Source organism: Undibacterium sp. 5I1 (genome assembly GCF_034314085.1).
Lineage (GTDB): Bacteria > Pseudomonadota > Gammaproteobacteria > Burkholderiales > Burkholderiaceae_D > Undibacterium.
Genome location: NZ_JAVIWI010000002.1, coordinates 1 through 21,243, shown reverse-complemented (window position 1 = coordinate 21,243; position 21,243 = coordinate 1). Strand labels below are relative to the sequence as shown.

Here is a 21,243-nt window from a genome sequence, read left to right as displayed (position 1 = left end):
ACCCGAGGTGATTTGATCAAAGACGTTTACAGACGTTTACATCTTTGTGGCCTCGGCACTACAGCACGGATATCGCATGGTCATAGGTTAAATTCTCCCATGGTAGTCCGGTCACCAATGCGCGAAGTTGATCGTGGTTGAGGTCGACACAAACTGTTGTGCCGTTGTTCCAGACAAACCTGCCTTTATTCAGGCGGCGTGTTGCTAGCCAAATACCAAATCCGTCATAGACCAAGACCTTGATGCGTGTCGAGCGTTTGTTGGCAAACAAATAGGCATGATGAGGGCGTGCTGCACCGAACACCTTGACCACCCTGGCCAGAGCAGTGTCCATGCCGACGCGCATATCTATCGGTTCGGTCGCCAGCCAGATCGACTCGATCCGGATCATCGTAACCAGTTCTGCAGCCAACCGGCACATTCAGCAGCAGAGGCACTCGGCCAGCGAACCGTGATGGTTGCTGCGCCTCGCCTGACTTCGATAACAATATCCTGCGTCGCAACGGTTTCGGGTTTCCCCGCCAATTGAAGCGGGATAAATTCCGCTACTGGTCTGACTGCCGACGATCCTGGTTGTTCCATTGCCGTCGCCCGTTCATGGGCTGTCAGCCAAGTTCGCAGCATATTGGCGTTCAAGCGGTAATGCAACGCAATCGCTGCAATCGACACACCAGGCTGCTGACATGCCTTGATTACCTGGGCTTTAAATTCTGCGCTGTGGCGCTATTAAATCTGGTTCATTCATCGTGTACATGTGTCCATTAATTACGTGGACACGATACTCTGTGATTTAACGCAGGGACTCAAGATGGGGTCGCTATGTGCTTACAGCCAATTGTGTTTAATTTTAGTATATCTAAAGAACGTATTTGATGGAATAGAGAGATGCCTAACTCAAGTACATATTTGAATTAAATTAAATGGGTACACTTTACAAAGATAATAAAAACGGAGACTAAAAAATCGTCTCCATTTTTATTTCAAAGCACGGAATTATCTAATTAAGGCTTCAATTGTCCCCGGATTTCTCCATCCTTATTTTCTGCGCTATGAACATTGACATAAAGATTTCCTGCTTTGTAACTTGCATACTGTTCTTCGGTAAGTATTGATCCTGATGGCACTGCCCAACTGCCATCACCAGACTTGACTAAGGTAATAATCGGCGGACCTTTTCTTCCTTCAGCGCCCAAATGTATGTGAGCCATCGTTCCAGCCAACCCGGTAGTCATAACCATACCGCTCACAGTTCTGTCCTTGTTGACGATGATACTCCCCGAGCCCTGCGCAGAAGTTTGCACTGCCGGAGTTTCTTCTGATCCTACCAAATTTACTTTTGTTTCAGTTGCATAAGCGGAACTAACGCTAAGAAATACACTACAGCCTAACAATAATGCACTCAATTTAGTTCGCGAATACTTTTTTGAGAACTGGCTTTTCATTGCGAGCTCCTCGACGTGTCATAGAAATTATGTAAATTTTCAATCCAAGTACTATCGGCCATGTCTGGCCAGTGATCTGAATCAAAGCCAGGAGCATTTTCGAAACGCTCCTTCTGTATGTTCAATACAAACCGCTTATTTTCAGTATCTAGTTTAAGTGCGCTCCATGGAACTGCAAAGAGTTTTGCGCCTATGGTAAATAGGCCACCGTGAGCAAGAACGGCGTAAGCCACTTTACCTGTTCGTACATCAAGCATGATTTCTTTTATTTCCCCTAAATGCTCATCCTCAGCGTTATGAACATTATCGCCAATCAGGGTATTAGCTCCCATTAATTCAGGGCCAGGACCTTTATTATTACCCGATCCATTTATCGCATACATACCCAAGGTATCGCGTGATTCGTAATTCATATTAGTTCTCCTCTCAATTGAATGAGATTGTAGATTGAACTTTCTTCTTATTCATGTCCGTTCGATACCGCACAAAAATAAACAATATGAAATTAATGAAGTTTTCTCTTAGGAAATTATTTCTTGCCCTCTGTAAAAATAGTTTTTAACAAATGTGAGACAGCGCACATACAGCATCGTCGATGATCAATATGCTCAGGCTGGTCTTTGTTGTTACCTCGCTTTTTTTGGAGATATTTATGCCGCTCAAAATTACAGATGCTATCAGCCTTCTAGTCTCAGATCATCAAACGGTAAAGGCTTTATTTGAACAATTTAACGAACTAAGTGACCGATCAAAGGTAAGCAAAAAAAAGGTTGCGGATGCAATTTGTCGTGCTCTACTAATTCATGCACAGATCGAAGAGGAAATATTCTATCCTGCGGTCAAAGAAGTAATAGAAAGTGATGAGTTAATGGATGAAGCGGAGGTAGAGCATGCGAGTGCTAAAGAGTTGATCGAACAAATTCAGGACATGGATCCAGATGATGATTTATATGATGCAAAAGTGAAAGTGCTCTCCGAACAAATCGAACACCATGTTAGGGAAGAAGAGGATGAAATGTTTCCTTCGGTCCGAAAAACGAGATTAGATCTAGTAACCCTCGGTGAAGAAATGAGCGAACGGAAGGAGCAACTTTAAATTTCCAATATGGCTTCACTCAGACTTTACCGTTCAAATGAAAATAAAACTAACGACGAAATACATGCAGAGCACATGCACAATCATTCTAATGGAGCAAATATGCTTGCAGTTGATAACGATCATTCATCCGGTGAAAGAATTTCAGGAGTCTCATGGGCTGCCATCTTGGCAGGTGCGATGGCGGCCGCGGCGCTTTCATTAATATTATTAATGTTAGGTGCTGGTTTGGGTCTGTCTACCATATCGCCTTGGTCTTATAACGCCTCTGTAATGGGTATCTCAGCGATTGCATGGATTACGTTTATGCAGCTTGCGGCATCCGGAGTTGGCGGATATTTAGCAGGTAGGTTGCGAAGTAAATGGAGTAACGTGCACGATAACGAAGTGTATTTTAGAGATACCGCTCACGGGTTTCTTGCATGGGCTGTTGCGTCCTTAGTGACAGTCGGCTTATTCGCAAGTGCGACTCAAAGTATTCTCAGCGATGTGTCAAATGTGGGCGCTAGTACAGTCAACGCAACAGCAACTACGGCGAATAATATGAAGAATACTTCCGTAGATTATTTTTCAGATATGTTGTTGCGTTCAGACGATGGTTCTGTAGATATAAATGTTAGTGCAGGTGCAGAAGTAGGGAAAATTTTATCAATGGACATTCGAAGCGGTACTTTAAGCCCGAACGATCGCGATTACCTATCTAAAATGGTATCCAAACGCACGGGGCTCAATCAAATTGATGCGGAGAAACGTGTTGACATCATTTATACACAATTTAGTAAATCTGTCACAGACGCTAAGAACACCATCAAGGAATCTGCTGACAAGGCACGCAAGGCGGCTGCTAACTCTGCTTTGTGGATGTTTGTAGCGTTGTTGATCGGCGCGTTTGTTGCCAGTCTAGCCGCGACGTTTGGCGGGCGTCAACGAGACAGAGCTCATCTGCTCGACTAAGTATTTTTTTCAGGTGAAAAAAACAGCATCCATTTTTTAATCAATCTTGTAGTTCATTGGAGACAATCATGCGTTCAATTTTACTTTTGCTACTTGGCATTCCTATTCCTATCGTCATTCTGATTGCATTATTTGTTCATTAAGCTATTCAACCTATCAACGCTCAGTCTTGAAAATCTTCGAAAAACGTCTAGAGGAGTGAAGCAAGATGTCAAATCTTTTAAATTTGAACTCTGATCAATTTAAGTACGATCCGAATAATTTATTGAATAAGCTCATCGACCATTTACATCTAAAAAATGATGCTGAACTGTCTAAAATGTTGGAGGTAGCACCTCCTGTAATTAGCAAAATTCGGCATCATAAATTATCTGTCGGTGCTTCGTTAATGATCAGCATGCATGAAATTAGTAACATTAGCATCAAAGATTTACGAATGTTGATGGGAGATAAACGCGACACATTTTTTGCTTCAGATCCATAATTTAGAACGAGTCAAACAATTTCAATTACTTTTTGAGTTCATAATTTTATTTCGTTTTTGCGTTAGACGATAAGAGAAAATTAAAAATACGAATTTACTTAACCAAATTTCAAAAAGAGGTACGAGTATGCACTTAGAAAATTTAAAAGTAACAGGAATGACTTGTGACGATTGCTCCAATAAAGTAGCACAAGCGCTAAAAGCAGTTCCCGGCGTAAATGAGGTAACAGTGTCGTTCCAAGACGGCGAAGCTAACGTGCAGTATGACGAAGTAAAGTGTTCACCAGATCAATTAAAAGAGGCTGTCAAGGTAGCGGGACTCGGGGTGGATCCAGGGAATATTGCTGCGGGCATGACGCCTAAAAATTGTTGATATTTATAATTTTGGTTTTATTTATTTATCAATTTATACCGCGTCATTTGGTATAAAAAATATGATCCCAAAAGCCACTTGTTACACCAAATTGGCTAAGTTTTTTTGAGCGTTGATGATGCAATGCATGTTGACGTTTCCGTTTTAACAGCCACATATGTTCAGTGTGCCAGTGGTGCATCGCATGATGCGTAATTGTATAAATTAAGTAGCCGATTAAAATGCCAAAGGTTGACGCATACGCTTGCCACAGATCAGTTAAGATTAATATTGGTAGAAATACCAATCCAAAAATTAATGTAGCGCTCAGTATGGTAGGAGTACAAATTAAAGCCGTAGGTCGTTGGTGGTGCTCAGCATGCCACGTGCTGAAAGGACGAATACCATGCAGTACAAAACGATGCAACACATACTCGATCAATGTCCAACTTAAAAAGCCCATTATCGCTAATAGTGCCAATTTGACTATATGTTCTCGTGGACTTAAAGCTAGCAAAGATACTGCTAGCACGAACGATGTAAGTCCATAAAAAGCGAAATCAATTTGATAGGTCACTTTAGTTTGTTCAAGACTGAAAATTTGCATTTCGCTCCTTCTAAATAGACCTTTAAAGGCGACTTTACGAGAGTGAATAATCTCTATTGCTGATAGTAAGTAAAACAGTTTGAGGCGTCTGTACGATGTCGAACATAGATTGGAATTGGGTCTTTCATTGATCTAATGAATGTGATGGATTTACCTTCTCAACACCGCCTATTCGTATTATCTATTTTTGCATTTTATTTAGAATGCGACAACGGATAATGTTAGCGATTCCAATCGGGAATCACTTTTGAGCTGCTGCCTAAATCTCGCTTTTAAATTAACGTTGGAGTATCAAACGATAAGATTCGTTATTTGAATTTGATGAGATTTATGTTTGAGTCTTCTACTGAATCTAGATAGTTCAGGGTTAATTATAGATAGCAATCGAGCGGCGATGAAACGAACGTATGCCTTTTATCAAAATTTATCCTATGCTTAAAGGAGACGATAGGGTCTTTGTAAAAACGAGGGGGAGTGACGATGCGGCGGCGAGCTTTACTTCAACTGATTTCTTTGTCAGAGTTCGTTCATTTCAATGCTTTAGCGCAAGACGATAGAACCCTACACATTTCTACTCTGATTTGCGCAGATCCTGCTACGTATGTCGCCGAAAAAATTCTTGAAACCGCTTATCGCAGCTTGGGCTGGAACTTGAAAGTCCACTATTTACCCGGCGAGCGCTCGCTCCGTAGTGCCAATAACGGTGAAATGGATGGTGAGCTATATCGTAAATTTGGCATGGAAAACGACTACCCTAATCTTCTCGTCGTACTGGTACCATTACTTACTTACGAAATTGTTATATTCACTAACGGTATTCGTTTCATAGTAAACGGTTGGGATAGTCTACGTCCCTACACAATAGGTTATGTTCGAGGAATAAAAATTATCGAGCAAAACGCTGTGGGAATGAAACTAGAACCTGCTCCTAAAATACGTCAAGCATTTCAGAAGATGTTATTAGGTAGGTCGGACATTGTGGTGGCAAATCGTGTATCTGGATTGGCAGCCCTGCGTGAAATGAATCAAACTAACGCCACCATATTAATGCCCCCACTTACTACTTTTTCAGTATTTCATTATCTCAACAAAAAGCATAGAACATTGGTGCCCGGTCTGACTACTGTTCTGCAAAAAATGTACAAAGACAAAACGATAGAAAGTATTCAGAATTCAGTTATGTTTAAATTGCAGAAAGGCGATTAGCTAATCACACCCGAATTGTAGAACTCTAACTACGTATCATTTACTGATAACCACCCCTCTCACGTCATAAAGCTCTGTGCGTTAGCGAACAGACAAGACATTTATTTGCCTTTACCCTGTATCAAAAGTAATGATAACTAAGAAGTTGCATCACCGAAGAACGATCTTGAATTTACGAGTACTGCAAACAAATTTTTCAAACACGCTTGTGCGAAGCAAATTAATTTGCTCTGGAATTTTTGGTAGATTGGCATCTGAAATCGAAAATTTAACGTTATTCCAGGACAGAATCGAGTGAAGTAACTTTATAAATTGAGCATAAGGCTTCAAAGACCATCGATTTTTTGCGTTCTTTAATTGATCGAAAAGAGGTAGGAAATGAAACAAGCTGTCAGCGACGAAAATTCCTTCATCAATCGCAATATTTTTGAATTAAAACGAACAGATCGGCGCTGTAATATGGTGAAACCAAGTATCGATGGGTTTCGTCAAAACAAGATCTTGAAAAATCTCGGTGACGAAGATTTGCATGTTCTTGCCCCCCACCTCGAACTCGTCCAACTCTCAGTTCATCAACGTCTTTTTGAATACGGGTGTAATTCAGCTCACGTATATTTTCCTACTACGGCGATCATATCGCTGTTATTTATCTTACTGGATGGATCCTCAACAGAAATTTCCGTGGCGGGCAACGAAGGTATGGTAGGTATTTCCGCACTGATGGGGGAAACCGCATTAGGTAATGCAGTCGTGCAATCTGCGGGCTATGCATATCGCTTAAAAGCGTCTGTCATGAAACAAGAATATCGCCGTGGCGGCGTTTTACAACGGACTATGATGCGCTACATGCAAGTCTTGTTTGCACAAATGGCGCAAAACTGCGTTTGTAGCAGGCACTACTCAATTGAATAACAACTGTGCCGTTTTATCTTAGATAGATTTGATCGTTCGACCTCCGAGGAATTGAAAGTGACGCATGAGGCAATCTCCAATAATTTAGGTGCACGCCGAGAAAGTATTACGGACGCATCCAAAAAATTGCAAAGTGCAGGCCTGCTCCAATGTCGACGCGGTTACATCACAATATTGAATAGAAAAGCGTTGGAGGAGATTGCTGGGGAGTGTTATGAAGTAGCCAGAATAGAATTTGATCGCATGTAGCTTTAGCAAATTACGTGTATTAGTCTCGGTTTGGCCTTACAGTAGGTCCTCGCAAAACGAGAGATTACTCGGTTTGATAGCGGTGTGAGTCTTTATTAAATCAGCGCGAAAGTGACATAGGAGCAATATTATTTCTCAAAACGTCATTAGACACAAGGTTGGGTTACTCAACTTTGATGCCAAACTAGGTAACGTGTACCGAGCCTGCAAAGTAATGGGCTCTTCGAGTGATACGTTTTACCGTTATCAACCTGCCGTTGAGTCAGGTGGCGGTGAAGCTCTGATCGATTCCAATTGGAGAAAGCCAAATCTGCTCAATCTTGTTGCTGACATGCTTGAAGACGCAGTTAAAGCGTTTGCAATTGAGCAGCAAGCATTTCGCGGTGCTAACTATCGCTGGCCTAGATGGCTCTGAAGGGCACATTACGCTAAGTTGGTTCGATCGATCTCACGTAAAGGGTGTTCACCGAATAACGCGGCCTGCGAAGGATTCTTCGCACGATTGAAAACAGAGTTGTTTTATGCGCGGGACTGGCAGAATGTTGCCATTGAGGAATTCATTCTGATCGTTGACGCCTATGTCTACTTGTCTAACGAAAAGCGTATCAAGATGTCCCTCGATTCAATCAATCCCAACGAATACCGAAAGAGCCTACGGATTTCAGCATAAACCAGTCCAAATTTTACGGTACCCCTGATCAATATTATTTGCGAGCCAACAGTAATGGCGTCGTTTCTGCATCTGTCGCGGTTCTTGGGTGTGCTGTAGAGTTATTGTTCGTGGCACGCTAATTAGCGTTATGCAAATGTTTAAGCCCTCTGCATAGGCCGCCATCAAGCTGTATTCAATGCCGTTGTACCATTTTTACGATATGGCCAGCACCATATGATCCGCAATGTAGACAGCCACGCTCGGCTGTACTTTTGTTTTTTCATTGTTGATCGCTACTTCTTCGGATATCCCATTTTTTGTCCGGTCATTCGCAGTGTCGTGTGATGCCGCGCCTGGCGCGAGTGACTCAAAAATAGGGGAGAGATAATTTACGATGCCAGACTGGCCTCCGATCATCAGACAATAGCCACGCTCTAGGCCAAACACACCGCCACTAGTTCCTACATCAACATAATGAATGCCGCGTGAACTCAAGGCAGTGCTGCGTTGAATATCGTCACGGTAATATGAATTGCCGCCATCAATGATAATGTCGCCAATGTCGAGTAATGGTGTCAGACTCGCCAGCTCTTGATCAACCAGTCCAGCGGGCAGCATCAACCAGATCACTCTGGGTTGTTCTAATTGCGATACCAGAGTTGCAATCGAGTCGGCGGCCACCGCACCTTGCCGTTGTAGTTTTTCTACCGTAGCAGACTGTATGTCAAAGACAACGCAGCGGTGATCTTTTTGAATCAACCGCAATGCCATATCGCTACCCATGCGACCCAAGCCAATCATGCCTAACTGCATAGATCTTCTCCAGTGTATTACGCGGTTTTCCAGGAAGAGGAATTAGCTAAGATGGAATACGCTTTTGCCACTTCTTCGGTATCGCCATGAATGAGCAAAACATACTTATCCACTTTGAGCGCAGTCTCATATTTAATAATTTGGTCGTTGGGTACTCCGATGTTCACTAATACGGCTCCCAGAGCAGAGACACCACCGACAACGACAGCGCCCTCAAGCGCTCCCACGAGCGCAGCTGCAATTGGACCTGCCATCGCCATCACACCTAGGCCAGGTAAAAAGAACACCGCAGGAGCCAACAGCAGTCCCCAGATAGCACCCCAGAATGCGCCATTGCCACCCCAAGTTTTTACCCGGTCGCCTAAGGTATAAAACCCCAGAGGATGTTCTTCGGAGTGATAGCCCTTACCGATCAAGGATAGATTTTTCATATCAAAGCCAGCTTTGCTGAGTGTCTGTATGGCTTCCTCTGCTTCAATGTGGCTATTAAAAATATGCACTGGTGAATCTTTGGTTTCCATGGTGTTACTCCGTAACGTAATTAATATTTCGATTTAATATTTCGATGATGGGACAGGCGGACATCGTCAGGCGCAATGCAATGCAGTTCAATGTCCGTTATTTAGCAATACGGCTCACTTTTACAAAATCAATATCGAATCGTTGTATGATGGGGTCGATTTGTTTTAGGTGCAATAAGTGACGGTAGGAGATCGAGCACTGGCGTGGGGGTAGTTCTGTAAGTCAATGATTTTATTAAGGTTTCAGCTCGTCGTTTTTCAGCGTATTGTGTCCTACCAAATTGAAGGAGACAAACGATGCAAAGCTGGTAAACAACGTATCTGGGTCTGAAGGACCTTCCGCGTGAACTTAGTACCTTTGAGTTACAAGCGTTTTTCACTTTTAGTCGTTCAGAACACGAAGTAATCAATCTGCGCCGAAGCGATACCCACAAATTGGGACTTGCTTTGCATATCGGATTTTTACGTCTGAGTGGGCGTACACTCAATGCGATTCGTGTTGTCCCTGCGTCACTCTGGATTCACCTGGGCAAAGAGCTTGGCGTACCACCTCCTGAGGTGGCATCACTTAAAGCCATGTACAGACGTGGCAGGACATTTTTTGATCATCAACAGCTCGCTCAAGAAACGCTAGGCTTTGGTTGGCCTACTGATCACCAGAGGCGTTCCTTTGTGCATGCCTTGCGCGATGAAGCCATCCGATTTAGTGACAAAGATCAACTGCTTAATTTTGCCCGGCGCTGGCTGTATGACCGCCACTTTCTCATTGAGCATGACCGCGCATTGCGCAGTCAGATCGTCGCAGCACTAAATTTGCTTGAAGCGGAAACTGGCGCGACCATTGCGACAACCGTCCCCTGTGCCTTGTTGGATAAGTGGCACGACAGTTTGGCCCAATTTCGTCCAGATGGTCAAATTCAACAAAGCTGGTTATGGGAAGCCCCTGCCAAACATTCGACTGTACAGATTTCCCAAGTGTTTGAACGGCTCAATCTGCTCTACAGTCTCGATATTCACAAGCACTTGGGTGACTTGAGTGATCTCATCGTGCGCAGGTATGCTCGTCAATTGGCCAATCGGCCGCCATCGGTGGGTGCCAGAATTAAAGAACCCAGACGGACCGTAGAAGTGGCGTGTTTTCTGCGCTACTGCTTATTTACCACCACTGATCAGGCTATCTCGATGATTCAACGCCGAGTGACGGATCTGTGGCGTTTGGCAAGAGATGAAGTGCCTGATACCGTCAACTGGGCAGTGCTCTATAAAAAATTAATCGCAGATTTGGCTGGATTGACTGCACAGGGCGACCTCACCAATGACCAGTTGCGCTTGCGCGTGATAGAACTGGTTCAACTCAATGAACAAGCCAAACCACCGAGCCGTGCTTCCTTGGTACGCGAGCGTCTATTTGATGGAATTCGACCAGTACGCTCTTTGTTGGCCGAAATTGGTAAGTTGCCCTGGCAAGCTGACGAGGGAAATCCGGTTCTCGCTGCTCTCAACGCGCTTCTCAAATTGTATGCTGACAAAGTGCGGGAGCTGCCAGCGGAGATGAACGTACCTCATCTTGGGCGGGTCTGGTTATCGGCGATTACAGGTGAAGACAGAGACAAGGCGATGCGCGCATTAGAGGTCGCCACCTTATTTTCGTTGCGTCGTTGTATCCGTAATGGCTCGGTATGGGTGAATCACAGTCTTCTTTTTCGTGGACGGGCGCGCCTATTTTTTACACCAGAACGCTGGGCAGCGGAGTCTAAACGACACTATACTCGGTTAAATTTGCCGCCCAAGGCAAGCACGTTTTTAGCCCCGCTACTTGTCCGAGTACGTGCTGGCGTGGCGGCTGTGGCACAAGCCGCCAGAGAGGGCAAACTACGTGTTGATGATGAGCTGCATCTCACGGCAATGCCTGCCGAAGATGAGGATCCTAAAGTCATTGAGCTACGTAGTCAGCTCGACAAGCGGCTGGGCGAGGTACAGTTACCTGAGGTTATTTTACAAGTGGATGCCCAGGTTCGGTTCAGCTGGATCATGTTGGGACGCGAACCACGTTCGACTGAAGAACTGCTGATGGTCTACGCCGGCATCTTGGCACACGGTACCAGCCTAACATCGGCCGAATGCGCGCGAATGATACCGCAGTTGTCGGCCGTCAGCATTCGTCAAGCAATGCGCTGGGCAGGCGACGAACGCAGGTTGAGTCAGGCCTGTAGCGCAGTGCTGGAATTCATGCAACGTCAACCGATTGCCGCAACTTGGGGACGATCAGACCTGGCATCTTCGGACATGATGAGTATGGAGACGACCAAACGCGTTTGGCAAGCCAGACTTGATCCCCGGCGCAACACGCCTTCCATTGGAATTTATTCTCATGTGCGCGACCGATGGGGTATTTCGTATGCCCAACCTTTTGTGTTAAATGAGCGTCAGGCTGGGGTTGCGATTGAGGGGGTCTTACGTCAGGAGCGAATGGAAACCAGTCAGTTGGCAGTGGATACCCACGGCTACACTGATTTTGCAATGATGCTGGCGCGCTTGGTCGGCTTTGATCTTTGCCCTCGTTTGAAAGAATTAAAACAACGCCATTTATTTTTGCCGCGTGGCATGGATATTCCAGCTGAAATTGCTGCGGTATGCGATGCGTCCATCGACATCGATTTAATTGAAAAACATTGGGATACTTTGGTGCATTTGGCGGCATCGGTGATGAATGGGAATGCCAGTGCAGTGGCGGCATTGGCGCGATTTGGTTCTGCTGCCCGTGGTGAACCAGTCTATGAAGCGGGTGTTCAACTCGGACGATTACTGCGCACCGCTTTCCTGGCCGACTACTTTGTGAATACTCCCTTCAGGCAAGAACTGCGTCGGGTACTTAACCGTGGTGAGGCAGTCAACGCTTTGAAGCGTGCCATCTATACAGGACGCATCAGCCCGGCACAGGCCAAGCGAGCAGATGAAATGCAGGCGGTGGCCGACGGTTTGAGTTTGTTAGCCAACACCGTAATGGCATGGAATACGATGCAGATGCAGGGAGTAGTGAATCGCTGGGCAAATCGACGGCAAATCATTGAGGCAGACATTATGGCCAAGATCGCTCCGACGCGCCTAAGCGGTATCAATTTACGGGGAGTTTTTAGGTTTCCAGTGGAGCGTTACGCTGCAGATTTGATGCCTTCACTGGTACCGACGATAAATGCAGTGAATAGCTAAAACCGGCGACAGTTTGACGCCACATAACCGATGAAAAACAACGAGCTGAAACCTTAATGAAATCATTGACTTACAGAACTACCCCCACGCCAGTGCTCGATCTCCTACCGTCACTTATTGCACCTAAAACAAATCGACCCCGACAAGTGCAATTTGATCCGTATTGCCGCAAGCCGGAATTACTTGAGGCCGTGCTGCACTACCAGCAGAAAGACGGTGCCATCGACAAGCATGCACCGGTCACGTTTCTCTCCAGTGAAGAGCGCGCGGCGGTAAACGGACAGAACGGAAAGTTTCGTATTTCGCTTTACAAGGTGCTTCTCTATATTGCGATCGCCGATGCGATTAAGTCTGGCGCCTTGAACCTGCTCCACTCAGAAAAATACCGCTCGCTGGATGACTACCTGATCCCGAAATCAGATTGGGACGCAAACCGTGATGCGTATTTGCGGCGCGCGCAACTGGAGCAATTTATCGATTGTCGCGCCACGCTTCAAACGCTCAATGAAGCACTCGATGCGCAATACGCGGAAACCAATGCGCATTTTGCTGCTGGCGAAAATCCACTGCTTGCCCTTCGCACTGACGGTAGTTTTCATGTCAGCACACCAAAATTGGATGATGTCGAAACACTGCCGCTCTCCACCTTTTTCCCGGAGCGAAAGTACATTTCTCTTCTCGAAGTCTTGGCTACGGTGGATCAAGCGACGGGCTTTCTCGATGAACTCAATCACTGGCAACCAAAATACCAGCCAGCGAAACCACCCAAGAAAGTTTTCTTCGCCGGCATCATCGGTTACGGTTGCGACATCGGGCACAGGAAGCTCGCACAGATATCGAAAAAGATCAACGAAAACGAGCTCGACACTGCGGTCAACTGGTATTTTTCGTTGGCGAATATTCATAGCGCTAACGATCGCATCTTGCAGTTTGTCGACCGGATGGAATTGCCCAACCTCTACCGACAGCATCCCGACATGCTGCATACCTCCAGTGATGGGCAGAAATTTGAAGTCGCGGTGGATTCGTTAAATTCCAATTACTCGTTCAAATATCTGGGCAAAGACAAAGGCGTTAGCGTAATCAGTTTTATCGACACGCGCCATTTGTTGTGGCATTCCACTGTGATTACGTCCGCCGAGCGCGAAGCGGCCTACGTGATCGACGGCTTGATGCACAACGACGTGATCAGGAGCGACATCCATTCAACCGACACGCATGGTTATTCCGAAGTCATCTTTGCCTCCATGTATTTGTTGAACTTCGTGTTTGCGCCACGCATCAAGGGCATTGGACGGCAACAGTTATACGCGTTCAAAAATCGTAAATTCTACGAAGAGCAGGGACAAGCCGCGCTCCTGCCGCACCGCGCGATCCGCGATGAGTTGATCGAACCGCAGTGGGATGAAGTTTTGCGTTTCATCGCGACCATCCGGTTGAAAGTGGCGACGGCGTCACAACTTTTTAAACGCTTGAACTCGTATTCCAAACAACATCCGTTGTACCGGGCGTTGAAGGAATTTGGAAAATTACCGAAGTCGCATTTTATCTTGAAATACGTTGACGACCCGGTGCTTAGACAGTCCATTGAGAAGCAACTCAACAAGGTCGAAGGCTCGCATAAATTTGCCAAGGCCATCTCCTTCGGCCACAATCATGAGTTCATTCAAAGCGAGAAAGAAGATCAGGAAATCGCGGAGGGCTGCCGACGGCTCATTAAGAATGCGATCATCTGTTGGAACTATCTTTTTCTGACACGCGCGCTGGAGGAAGAGTCCGATGAGAAGCGCAAAGCTGAATTGATTGAAGCGATCCGCAACGGATCAGTGGTCACATGGCGGCATTTCAACTTGCATGGGGAATTCGACTTCTCGGACGACAGAATGGTTGATTCGATAGGATTGACCGGATCTAAAAATAGGCCGCCACGGCGTTGGTGCACTTCAAACTCGAAAAGCGGTGATGTTACGATGCGGCCTCAATTTTACTGATCGCCCCGATGCCCAACAAACACAACGACGATCGCCGTCATCATATACCTAAGATGTCGTTCAAGGTTCAGAATTGGCCGGAATATGAAGCAGGATTACGGCGGCGCGGTAGCCTGACGTTGTGGATTGAAGACGCAGCATTAGATCAGTGGCAAAGCGTAGGGCCAAATGGTCAGGCTCGCTATCGGGATAGCGCCATTGAGACGAGTCTGATGCTGCGCTCCGCCTTCAAAATGGCCCTGCGACAAACCGAAGGGTTAATGGCTTCCGTGCTGACACTGATGAACCTGACAATCACGGCACCGGATCACACCACGGTCAGCAGACGGGCGGTCGGACTGACGGTAACGAAGTCACCATCCGCACCAAAGGGGCCACTCCATGTGCTCATCGACAGCACAGGTTTGCAGGTCTTTGGGGCAGGACAATGGCTGGAAGAAAAACATGGCGCGAAGTCGCGCCGTAGCTGGCGCAAACTACATCTGGCCGTCGATGTCGATGCAGGCATGATTGTCGCGCAGATCCTCACCGATCAGCATACGGATGACCCATCTCAAGTGGGGCCACTACTGGATCAGGTCGACGAACAAATCGACAAAGTCACTGCCGATGGTGCCTATGATGGCGCGCCCACTTATCAAACGATCGCGCAATATGGTGACGATATTGCGGTGGTTATCCCACCCCGTAAAACCGCCGTTCCTGGTACTCAATCGCGTTCGCCAAGTCAGCGTAATCGCCATCTTGACATGATCAATACAGAGGGTCGGTTGGCTTGGCAAGAAGCCACTGGTTATGGACAGCGTGCTTTGGTCGAAACGACCATGGGACGCTATAAATCGATCATCGGTCCTCGACTGCGTGCGCGCAGATTCGAAGCGCAAAAAACCGAGGCCGCCGTCGGTGTTGCTGTGTCAAATCGCATGCTCGCTGCTGGACGCCCAAACTCCGTCCGTAGTCAGAAAGTTCCTGCATAAATGATCGGGGTTGGGGTACTTTTTACTTCAACTTTTAAGTGCACCAACGCCTTAAATACCGCCATCGCCTCTTCAAAGCGTACTGCATGTTTGCGTAGATTGGATGCTGCCTTGCTGTCATCCCAATCAAATTCATAAGTCGTCTTTTGCATCATCAGCGTGTCGCCTGGGCTAGTACGGTATCTAGCATTTGCGAGACAAAGCGCTGTTGCGCTTTTGGCAGTTGCGCAATGGCTTCAATTTGCTGCTGCCATTTCGGTGCCGGGCCGCGCTTGCCGCTGCCTGGTGTGGCTTCATTGCGGTTAAGCAAGCCGTCCACGGGTATTTTAAAGATGGTGGCCAGTGTCGGCAGCATCGATGCCGGTATGCGCAAACGAGCCCCTTCGTAATGGGCGAGTGTTTGTTGTGCAACACCCAATAATGTCGCTAATTCCTGCTGTGTTAGGTCGCGTTCCTTGCGCAATTGCGCGACACGCTTACCCAGTGCCACAAAAAATTCTTTATCACCCAAAGCCATACATTCGACCCAATCAAGCTGTTTAGGCTTCATAGCATACCCCCTGTTTTTTAAAATAGAGTTGACATTACTCCATATTAGAGTAATTATCAATGTTGGTTATTTTTATTTTTACCCCCTTGACAGGTTTTTAGCACAAAGGCGATTTATGGCACGCATTCCAGAAACAGAGATAGAGCGGCTAAAAAATGAGGTCTCGGTAGAACGTCTGGTCGAGTCCGCAGGCATCACGCTCAAGAAGTCCGGCAAAGACAAGATCGGCCTATGCCCGTTCCATGACGATGCCACTGCCTCGCTGGTGGTCACGCCTGCCAAGAACCTGTGGCACTGCTTTGGCTGCGGTGCCGCTGGCGACCCGATTGCCTGGGTCATGCAACTGCGCGGTATCAGTTTTAGGCATGCGGTGGAACTGCTGCATGATGATCCTGCTTTAGCTGCTCAGCTTGGGAATGCATCCTCGGCAAAATCCACCAACAGCCGCAGCAGCGTGCGTAGCTTGCCCGCACCGGTCGCCTTCGATGCCGACGACTGCGCACTGCTGAATCAAACCGTGGGCTACTACCATGAGACCTTAAAGCAGTCACCCGAAGCGCTGGCCTACCTGCAAGCACGCGGCTTAAGCCATCCCGATTTGATTGCGTATTTCCAGCTCGGCTACGCCAACCGCAGCCTGGGCTTACGCCTGCCCGCCAAGACCCGCGTCGCCGGTGCCGAGATCCGCACCCGGCTAGAAAACTTGGGCATCTACCGTGAAAGCGGCCACGAACATTTCAACGGTTCGCTCGTGGTGCCGATCCTCGATGTAGCGGGCAAGGTCACAGAAATGTACGGTCGCAAGATCCGCGACGACCTGCGCAAAGGCACGCCCGCGCATTTATATTTGCCCGGGGCGCATCGCGGCGTATTCAATGTTCAAGCACTGGTAGCAAGTAAAGAAATCATCCTGTGCGAAGCCCTGATCGACGCCATGACTTTCTGGTGTGCCGGTTACCGCAACGTCACCGCCAGCTACGGCACCGAAGGTTTTACGGATGAGCATCTGGCCGCGTTTAAAGAAAATAATATCGAACGCATCTTGATTGCCTACGACCGTGATGAAGCGGGTGAGCGTGCCAGTGCCAAGCTGGCCGAACGCTTAATGGCAGAAGGCATCGCCTGCTACCGCATCCACTTCCCCAAAGGCATGGACGCCAATGACTACGCTTTAAAAGTGCAGCCAGCGGCTAAAAGTTTAGGTGTCTTAATCCGTCAGGCGGCGTGGCTCGGTAATGGTGTTGCACCGGAGCGTAAGACATCGCCAGTGCTGGACGTGGCGACGGAATCGATCATTGCGCCAACGGACAGCGCAGCACCTGCACCGCTTATTTCTTTCGCTGCTGAACCAGTGCTTACGCCGCCAGCCACAGCCTTGCCCGCAGCGGCCTTGCCACCAGCCCCCAGTGCCAATCTGGAAGCCGACGTACGCGACAATGAAATCATCCTCGCCTTTGCAGAGCGGCGTTACCGCGTGCGCGGCCTGGCCAAGAATCTGGCGTATGACCTGCTTAAAATTAATCTCTTAGCCTCCATCGGCGACGCCTTCCACGTCGACACCTTAGACCTGTACAACGCTAGAGCCCGGCACAGCTACATCACGCAAGCGGCGATAGAATTACGCGTGCCGGAGAGCACCCTCAAGACTGACCTCGGGCGTGTACTGCTCGCCCTAGAAAACCTGCAAGAGCAGCAGATACAGGCCGCCTTAACGCCCAAAGTACCAGAGGCAGTGACGATGGATGCCGCCGAACGGGAAGCTGCCTTAGCTTTATTGCGCGCCCCGGATTTAGTGGCGCGCCTGTTAGCGGACTATGCCACCTGCGGTTTAATCGGCGAAGAAACCAACAAGCTAGTCGGTTATTTAGCCTGCATCTCGCGCAAGCTAGAGCGTCCGCTGGGCGTGGTGATTCAATCGTCTTCCGCCGCAGGCAAGACCAGCCTGATGGATACGGTCTTAGCCTTCGTCCCCAAGGAAGACAAAATCAAATACAGCGCCATGACCGGGCAGAGTTTGTTTTACATGGGCGAGACCAATCTCAAGCACAAGGTCTTGGCCATCGTCGAGGAAGAGGGCGCCAGCCGTGCCAGCTACGCCTTAAAGCTGTTGCAGTCGGAAGGCGAACTCACCATGGCCAGTACCGGCAAAGACCCGGTGACAGGTAACCTGGTGACGCAACCGTACCGGGTAGAAGGCCCGGTCGCCTTGCTGCTCACTACCACGGCACGTGATCTTGATGAAGAACTGCTCAACCGCTGTTTAGTCCTGGCGGTCGATGAAAGCCGCGACCAGACCCGCGCCATTCACCAGATCCAGCGACAAAAGCGCACGCTGGACGGTATGCTCGCCAAAAGGGAGAAAGAAGAGCTGATCACTTTGCAGCAAAACGCCCAGCGCCTACTCATGCCGCTAGAAGTCCTCAATCCCTACGCGCAATTCTTAAGCTTCCCAGACCAGAGCACACGCCTACGGCGTGATCATGAAAAGTACCTCACCTTAATCGACACCATCGCCTTCCTGCACCAACACCAGCGCGAGATCAAGACATCGACACGCAACGACCGGGAAGTGCGTTACATCGACGTCGCCATCAGTGACATTGCGCTGGCCAACCAGATCGCGCATGAAGTGCTGGGCAGAAGCCTGGATGAATTGCCGCCGCAGACCAGGCGTTTACTTAAATTGATCCACCAGTACGTCAGCGCCGAATGTGAAAATAAAAGTCTGGCGCGTGCCGATCTGCGCTTCTCGCGCAAGGCAGCGCGGGACGCCACCGGCCTGTCGGATACGCAATTGCGCCTGCACCTAGAGCGTCTGGTGCAGATGGAATATCTACTGGTACATCGCGGCCAGCGGGGGCAAAGCTTCGAGTATGAATTGCTGTATGACGGCGCGGGCAGTGATGCGCAAGCCTTTGTGCCGGGCTTGATCGACCTGGCCAGTTTGGAGTTGGCGATTAGTGCAAACACAGCAGCAAGCACTGCACCTACGATGAATAGTTCGCGGGGTAAAACAAGCGAGTTCGCGCCCCCATCGCGGGGCCAACGCGCCCCGGATGCGGGCAGTTCGCGCAGTGCAAAATCGGCACAAGAGCCAACAGCCATGCGGGTGAGCGAAGAAGTGATCGATGCTGAAGAAAAAATACACGCCCTACAGCCTAACGGCAAAGTCTTGTCGTACCAGCAGCCCGCACCATTTCCCTTAGCTGCCAGTGCAGCCTTAGCAGGCTAAGGCGATGGCACAAAAGGGCGAACGCGGCATCCGCCAGAAACAGCGCGCACTACGCAAAAAACCAAGCTCGCCAGCACGTCCCCACGTACCCGATCCGGCTAGCGCCAATCACTTGCGCGCTTACCAAAACGCCTTCCTCGAATGGACGCTGGTCACCGGCCTGTCAGAGCAAACCGCCAAAATTCGCAAGCAAGCCTTGGATGGTTTTATCCTCTGGTGTGATGAGCGCAGCCTGCAGCAGCCGCAAGACATCACCCGGCCTATCCTGCAACGCTACCAAAGCCATCTGTACCACTACCGCAAGAGCAACGGCCAGCCCTTATCCTTCAACACCCAGGCCACCCGTCTGCATCCGCTGGTCGCCTTCTTCAAATGGTTAGCCAGGGACAATCACATTCTGCACAATCCGGCGTCTGACCTGGTGCTACCCAAGCCGCCGCGCCAGTTGCCCAAACACCTCATGAGCGTGGCCGAGATTGAAACCATCCTCAACCAGGCCGACATCGCAACGCCTTCCGGCATCCGCAACCGGGCGATACTCGAAACCCTGTACAGCAGCGGCGTACGCCGTGCTGAACTCATGCATTTAAGTCTGTATGACATCGACACCGAGCGCGGCACGCTGATGGTAAGACTAGGCAAAGGACGCAAAGACCGCCTCATTCCAATAGGTGCACGCGCCTGTGCCTGGGTCACGCGTTACGTACAGGAAGTGCGGCCACAATTCGCGCCAGCCCAAGAGCAACAGCACCTGTTCATCACCGACTACGGCGAAGCCTTTGAAAAGAACCGCCTCTCCGACATGGTCAAGCTGCACATGAAATACGCCGGATTTGCCAGCGGCGGCTGTCACGCCTTCCGGCACGCGATGGCGACCCACATGCTGGAGAACGGTGCCGACATCCGCTACATCCAGGCCATCCTCGGGCATGCCGAACTCTCGACGACGCAGATTTATACGCACGTCGCGATTGGCAAATTGAAAGCCGTGCATGCCTTGACCCATCCGGCGCGATTGCAGCGGGCACCAAGCGATCAAGGCAAGGTGGCCGAGGATCAGATGGACGACGATGCGCAAACGCTGCTGGAGGCGATCGGGGTGGACGATGAGGAAGCGGAAGATTAGACGAGTAAGAAGCCGTTAATCCGCCTGTCACAGTCCTTGCCAGCCGTGCCAACGAATAGCCACGGGCGCACGTGCAAGCACTGCGCCAGGCTAGCGCTAATCCATCTGCAAACGGTGCAGCTCCGGCACACAAACAACCTGGTCAGTGAAGACGAAGGCGCGCTCATGCCTCGCTTGCACCCGCGCTGCGCCGGCAGTCAGTGAAGTGCTACGCAAGGTCAAAGGCACAGCCATTCCGGGGTAAATGCCTGTGGCATTCAACATAACGCGGCATTACGCAAAATCGCCCCAGTCGTTACGCTGCGCTTCACTTGGTGTGACGACTTCGCGTAATGAGGCGTTATTTCTTACGCCCCTGCATGTCTGCCAAGCTATAGGTGTGCGCTTCGATGCGCAAGGAATTAGTCAGGGTTATTGGTGCGTGCTCATTCTTCGCTTGCTGCTGTGCTTCGCCAGTAGTCAGGTGGCACGCAAGAGCAAACGCACAGCCACGACAAAAAAACCATCGTCGCCGTGCTCACATCTCAGCTAGTGTGCTCGCGTTCCGCCAGCACAATGCAACGACAGCTTAAAGACTGGCCAGGGTTACGGTGCGCGTTCGTCCCTCACTTGCCGCCGCGCTTCGCCGGTAGTTGGTGGGGTAAAACGGCACGCTCAAAAGCCACGTCAACACCAACCCCGGCCAGCAGCGAAAGAAAAAATCTCTTGCTATCGTGCGTGCGCGCAAGCCAAAATACGCGTCTGGGAAAAATTTGCTGTCAAACAGGGGAAACCGTCTTCGTACATTGCGCGCAAAGCCTTGCTGCATATAGGGAAAGTAGCTGTGTCTACGACGAAACTGCGTCAGGGCAAACCTATTACAACTACTT

The 21,243-nt window shown here is 48.8% G+C and carries 23 protein-coding genes and 4 pseudogenes; 15 read left to right on the top strand and 12 right to left on the bottom strand.

Going from position 1 to position 21,243, the window contains the following annotated elements; all coding sequences use genetic code 11:
- Positions 1 to 58: 58 nt before the first annotated feature.
- From tnpB to RGU72_RS20650, 4 genes are all read right to left on the bottom strand, one after another.
- On the bottom strand, positions 59 to 412 hold the full coding sequence (gene tnpB, locus RGU72_RS20665) for an IS66 family insertion sequence element accessory protein TnpB (RefSeq protein WP_322121728.1): 354 nt from the start codon (positions 410 to 412) through the stop codon (positions 59 to 61).
- Positions 388 to 669: an IS66 family insertion sequence element accessory protein TnpB gene (locus RGU72_RS20660; RefSeq protein WP_322121727.1), complete on the bottom strand. Its 282-nt coding sequence runs from the start codon at positions 667 to 669 to the stop codon at positions 388 to 390. The genes tnpB and RGU72_RS20660 overlap by 25 nt, the downstream gene beginning before the upstream one ends.
- Positions 670 to 1,001: 332 nt before the next feature.
- The gene (locus tag RGU72_RS20655; RefSeq protein WP_322121726.1) at positions 1,002 to 1,442 is read right to left on the bottom strand and encodes a CHRD domain-containing protein; all 441 of its coding nucleotides are present in this window, start codon (positions 1,440 to 1,442) and stop codon (positions 1,002 to 1,004) included.
- Positions 1,439 to 1,855, bottom strand: a complete 417-nt coding sequence (locus RGU72_RS20650) for a PRC-barrel domain-containing protein (protein ID WP_322121725.1) — start codon at positions 1,853 to 1,855, stop codon at positions 1,439 to 1,441. The genes RGU72_RS20655 and RGU72_RS20650 overlap by 4 nt, the downstream gene beginning before the upstream one ends.
- Positions 1,856 to 2,094: 239 nt before the next feature.
- Here RGU72_RS20650 and RGU72_RS20645 point away from each other — a divergent pair, with 239 nt between their 5' ends.
- The 4 genes from RGU72_RS20645 to RGU72_RS20630 all read left to right on the top strand — a co-directional run bounded on the left by RGU72_RS20645 (position 2,095) and on the right by RGU72_RS20630 (position 4,349).
- Complete coding sequence (locus RGU72_RS20645) at positions 2,095 to 2,538, top strand: hemerythrin domain-containing protein (RefSeq protein ID WP_322121724.1); 444 nt, start codon at positions 2,095 to 2,097, stop codon at positions 2,536 to 2,538.
- Between the two features lie 9 nt (positions 2,539 to 2,547).
- Positions 2,548 to 3,492, top strand: a complete 945-nt coding sequence (locus RGU72_RS20640) for a hypothetical protein (RefSeq protein ID WP_322121723.1) — start codon at positions 2,548 to 2,550, stop codon at positions 3,490 to 3,492.
- Between the two features lie 208 nt (positions 3,493 to 3,700).
- Positions 3,701 to 3,976, top strand: coding sequence for a hypothetical protein (locus RGU72_RS20635; protein WP_322121722.1), 276 nt, complete (start codon positions 3,701 to 3,703; stop codon positions 3,974 to 3,976).
- Positions 3,977 to 4,103: 127 nt separating this feature from the next.
- Entirely contained in the window at positions 4,104 to 4,349 is a 246-nt protein-coding gene (locus tag RGU72_RS20630; protein WP_322121721.1) for a heavy-metal-associated domain-containing protein, read from the top strand.
- A gap of 43 nt (positions 4,350 to 4,392) precedes the next feature.
- Here RGU72_RS20630 and RGU72_RS20625 read toward each other — a convergent pair whose 3' ends face one another.
- Positions 4,393 to 4,935 carry a sterol desaturase family protein gene (locus RGU72_RS20625; protein WP_322121720.1) on the bottom strand — a complete coding sequence of 181 codons (543 nt, stop codon included), beginning with the start codon at positions 4,933 to 4,935 and terminating at the stop codon, positions 4,393 to 4,395.
- A 513-nt stretch (positions 4,936 to 5,448) separates the two neighbouring features.
- Between RGU72_RS20625 and RGU72_RS20620 the strand changes: the two genes are divergently transcribed.
- The 5 genes and pseudogenes from RGU72_RS20620 to RGU72_RS20600 form a co-directional block, all read left to right on the top strand.
- Positions 5,449 to 6,141, top strand: a complete 693-nt coding sequence (locus tag RGU72_RS20620; RefSeq protein ID WP_322121719.1) for a transporter substrate-binding domain-containing protein — start codon at positions 5,449 to 5,451, stop codon at positions 6,139 to 6,141.
- A 378-nt stretch (positions 6,142 to 6,519) separates the two neighbouring features.
- Positions 6,520 to 7,053: a hypothetical protein gene (locus RGU72_RS20615; RefSeq protein WP_322121718.1), complete on the top strand. Its 534-nt coding sequence runs from the start codon at positions 6,520 to 6,522 to the stop codon at positions 7,051 to 7,053.
- A 3-nt stretch (positions 7,054 to 7,056) separates the two neighbouring features.
- Complete coding sequence (locus RGU72_RS20610) at positions 7,057 to 7,302, top strand: helix-turn-helix domain-containing protein (RefSeq protein WP_322121835.1); 246 nt, start codon at positions 7,057 to 7,059, stop codon at positions 7,300 to 7,302.
- A gap of 127 nt (positions 7,303 to 7,429) precedes the next feature.
- A pseudogene (locus tag RGU72_RS20605) lies at positions 7,430 to 7,609 on the top strand (helix-turn-helix domain-containing protein); the annotation flags it as partial.
- A gap of 12 nt (positions 7,610 to 7,621) precedes the next feature.
- A pseudogene (locus RGU72_RS20600) lies at positions 7,622 to 7,972 on the top strand (IS3 family transposase); the annotation flags it as partial.
- 135 nt (positions 7,973 to 8,107) lie between these two features.
- Here RGU72_RS20600 and RGU72_RS20595 read toward each other — a convergent pair.
- Positions 8,108 to 8,767, bottom strand: a pseudogene (locus RGU72_RS20595) (NADP-dependent phosphogluconate dehydrogenase); the annotation flags it as partial.
- 17 nt (positions 8,768 to 8,784) lie between these two features.
- Positions 8,785 to 9,288 (bottom strand): DUF1269 domain-containing protein, encoded by a 504-nt coding sequence (locus tag RGU72_RS20590; RefSeq protein ID WP_322118476.1) that lies wholly within the window; start codon positions 9,286 to 9,288, stop codon positions 8,785 to 8,787.
- Positions 9,289 to 9,609: 321 nt separating this feature from the next.
- Between RGU72_RS20590 and RGU72_RS20585 the strand changes: the two genes are divergently transcribed.
- The 3 genes from RGU72_RS20585 to RGU72_RS20575 all read left to right on the top strand — a co-directional run bounded on the left by RGU72_RS20585 (position 9,610) and on the right by RGU72_RS20575 (position 15,466).
- Entirely contained in the window at positions 9,610 to 12,498 is a 2,889-nt protein-coding gene (locus tag RGU72_RS20585) for a Tn3 family transposase (RefSeq protein WP_322121834.1), read from the top strand.
- A 146-nt stretch (positions 12,499 to 12,644) separates the two neighbouring features.
- A complete protein-coding gene (locus RGU72_RS20580; RefSeq protein WP_322121716.1) occupies positions 12,645 to 14,489 on the top strand; it encodes a Tn3 family transposase in 1,845 nt (614 codons plus the stop codon).
- A gap of 8 nt (positions 14,490 to 14,497) precedes the next feature.
- Positions 14,498 to 15,466, top strand: coding sequence for an IS5 family transposase (locus RGU72_RS20575; protein WP_322121715.1), 969 nt, complete (start codon positions 14,498 to 14,500; stop codon positions 15,464 to 15,466).
- On the opposite strand, the gene RGU72_RS20570 is transcribed toward RGU72_RS20575, so the two are convergent.
- Together RGU72_RS20570 and RGU72_RS20565 are read right to left on the bottom strand one after the other, a co-directional pair.
- Entirely contained in the window at positions 15,448 to 15,621 is a 174-nt protein-coding gene (locus tag RGU72_RS20570) for a hypothetical protein (protein ID WP_322121714.1), read from the bottom strand. The genes RGU72_RS20575 and RGU72_RS20570 overlap by 19 nt on opposite strands.
- The gene (locus RGU72_RS20565) at positions 15,621 to 16,016 is read right to left on the bottom strand and encodes a helix-turn-helix transcriptional regulator (RefSeq protein ID WP_322121713.1); all 396 of its coding nucleotides are present in this window, start codon (positions 16,014 to 16,016) and stop codon (positions 15,621 to 15,623) included. Before RGU72_RS20565 ends, RGU72_RS20570 begins: the two co-directional genes overlap by 1 nt.
- Before the next feature lie 115 nt (positions 16,017 to 16,131).
- Between RGU72_RS20565 and RGU72_RS21450 the strand changes: the two are divergent.
- A pseudogene (locus RGU72_RS21450) lies at positions 16,132 to 16,347 on the top strand (CHC2 zinc finger domain-containing protein); the annotation flags it as partial.
- A gap of 66 nt (positions 16,348 to 16,413) precedes the next feature.
- Here RGU72_RS21450 and RGU72_RS21445 read toward each other — a convergent pair.
- Complete coding sequence (locus tag RGU72_RS21445) at positions 16,414 to 16,548, bottom strand: hypothetical protein (protein WP_416200174.1); 135 nt, start codon at positions 16,546 to 16,548, stop codon at positions 16,414 to 16,416.
- Here RGU72_RS21445 and RGU72_RS20560 point away from each other — a divergent pair.
- Positions 16,534 to 19,248 (top strand): toprim domain-containing protein, encoded by a 2,715-nt coding sequence (locus RGU72_RS20560; protein ID WP_416200172.1) that lies wholly within the window; start codon positions 16,534 to 16,536, stop codon positions 19,246 to 19,248. The genes RGU72_RS21445 and RGU72_RS20560 overlap by 15 nt on opposite strands.
- Before the next feature lie 4 nt (positions 19,249 to 19,252).
- Positions 19,253 to 20,374 (top strand): site-specific tyrosine recombinase XerC, encoded by a 1,122-nt coding sequence (gene xerC / locus RGU72_RS20555; RefSeq protein ID WP_322121711.1) that lies wholly within the window; start codon positions 19,253 to 19,255, stop codon positions 20,372 to 20,374.
- Positions 20,375 to 20,470: 96 nt separating this feature from the next.
- Here the strand turns inward: xerC and RGU72_RS20550 are convergent, their stop codons facing one another.
- Together RGU72_RS20550 and RGU72_RS20545 are read right to left on the bottom strand one after the other, a co-directional pair.
- Positions 20,471 to 20,638 carry a hypothetical protein gene (locus RGU72_RS20550; RefSeq protein ID WP_322121710.1) on the bottom strand — a complete coding sequence of 56 codons (168 nt, stop codon included), beginning with the start codon at positions 20,636 to 20,638 and terminating at the stop codon, positions 20,471 to 20,473.
- Between the two features lie 304 nt (positions 20,639 to 20,942).
- A partial coding sequence (locus RGU72_RS20545) for a hypothetical protein (protein WP_322121709.1) occupies positions 20,943 to 21,243 on the bottom strand: 301 nt, incomplete at its 5' end.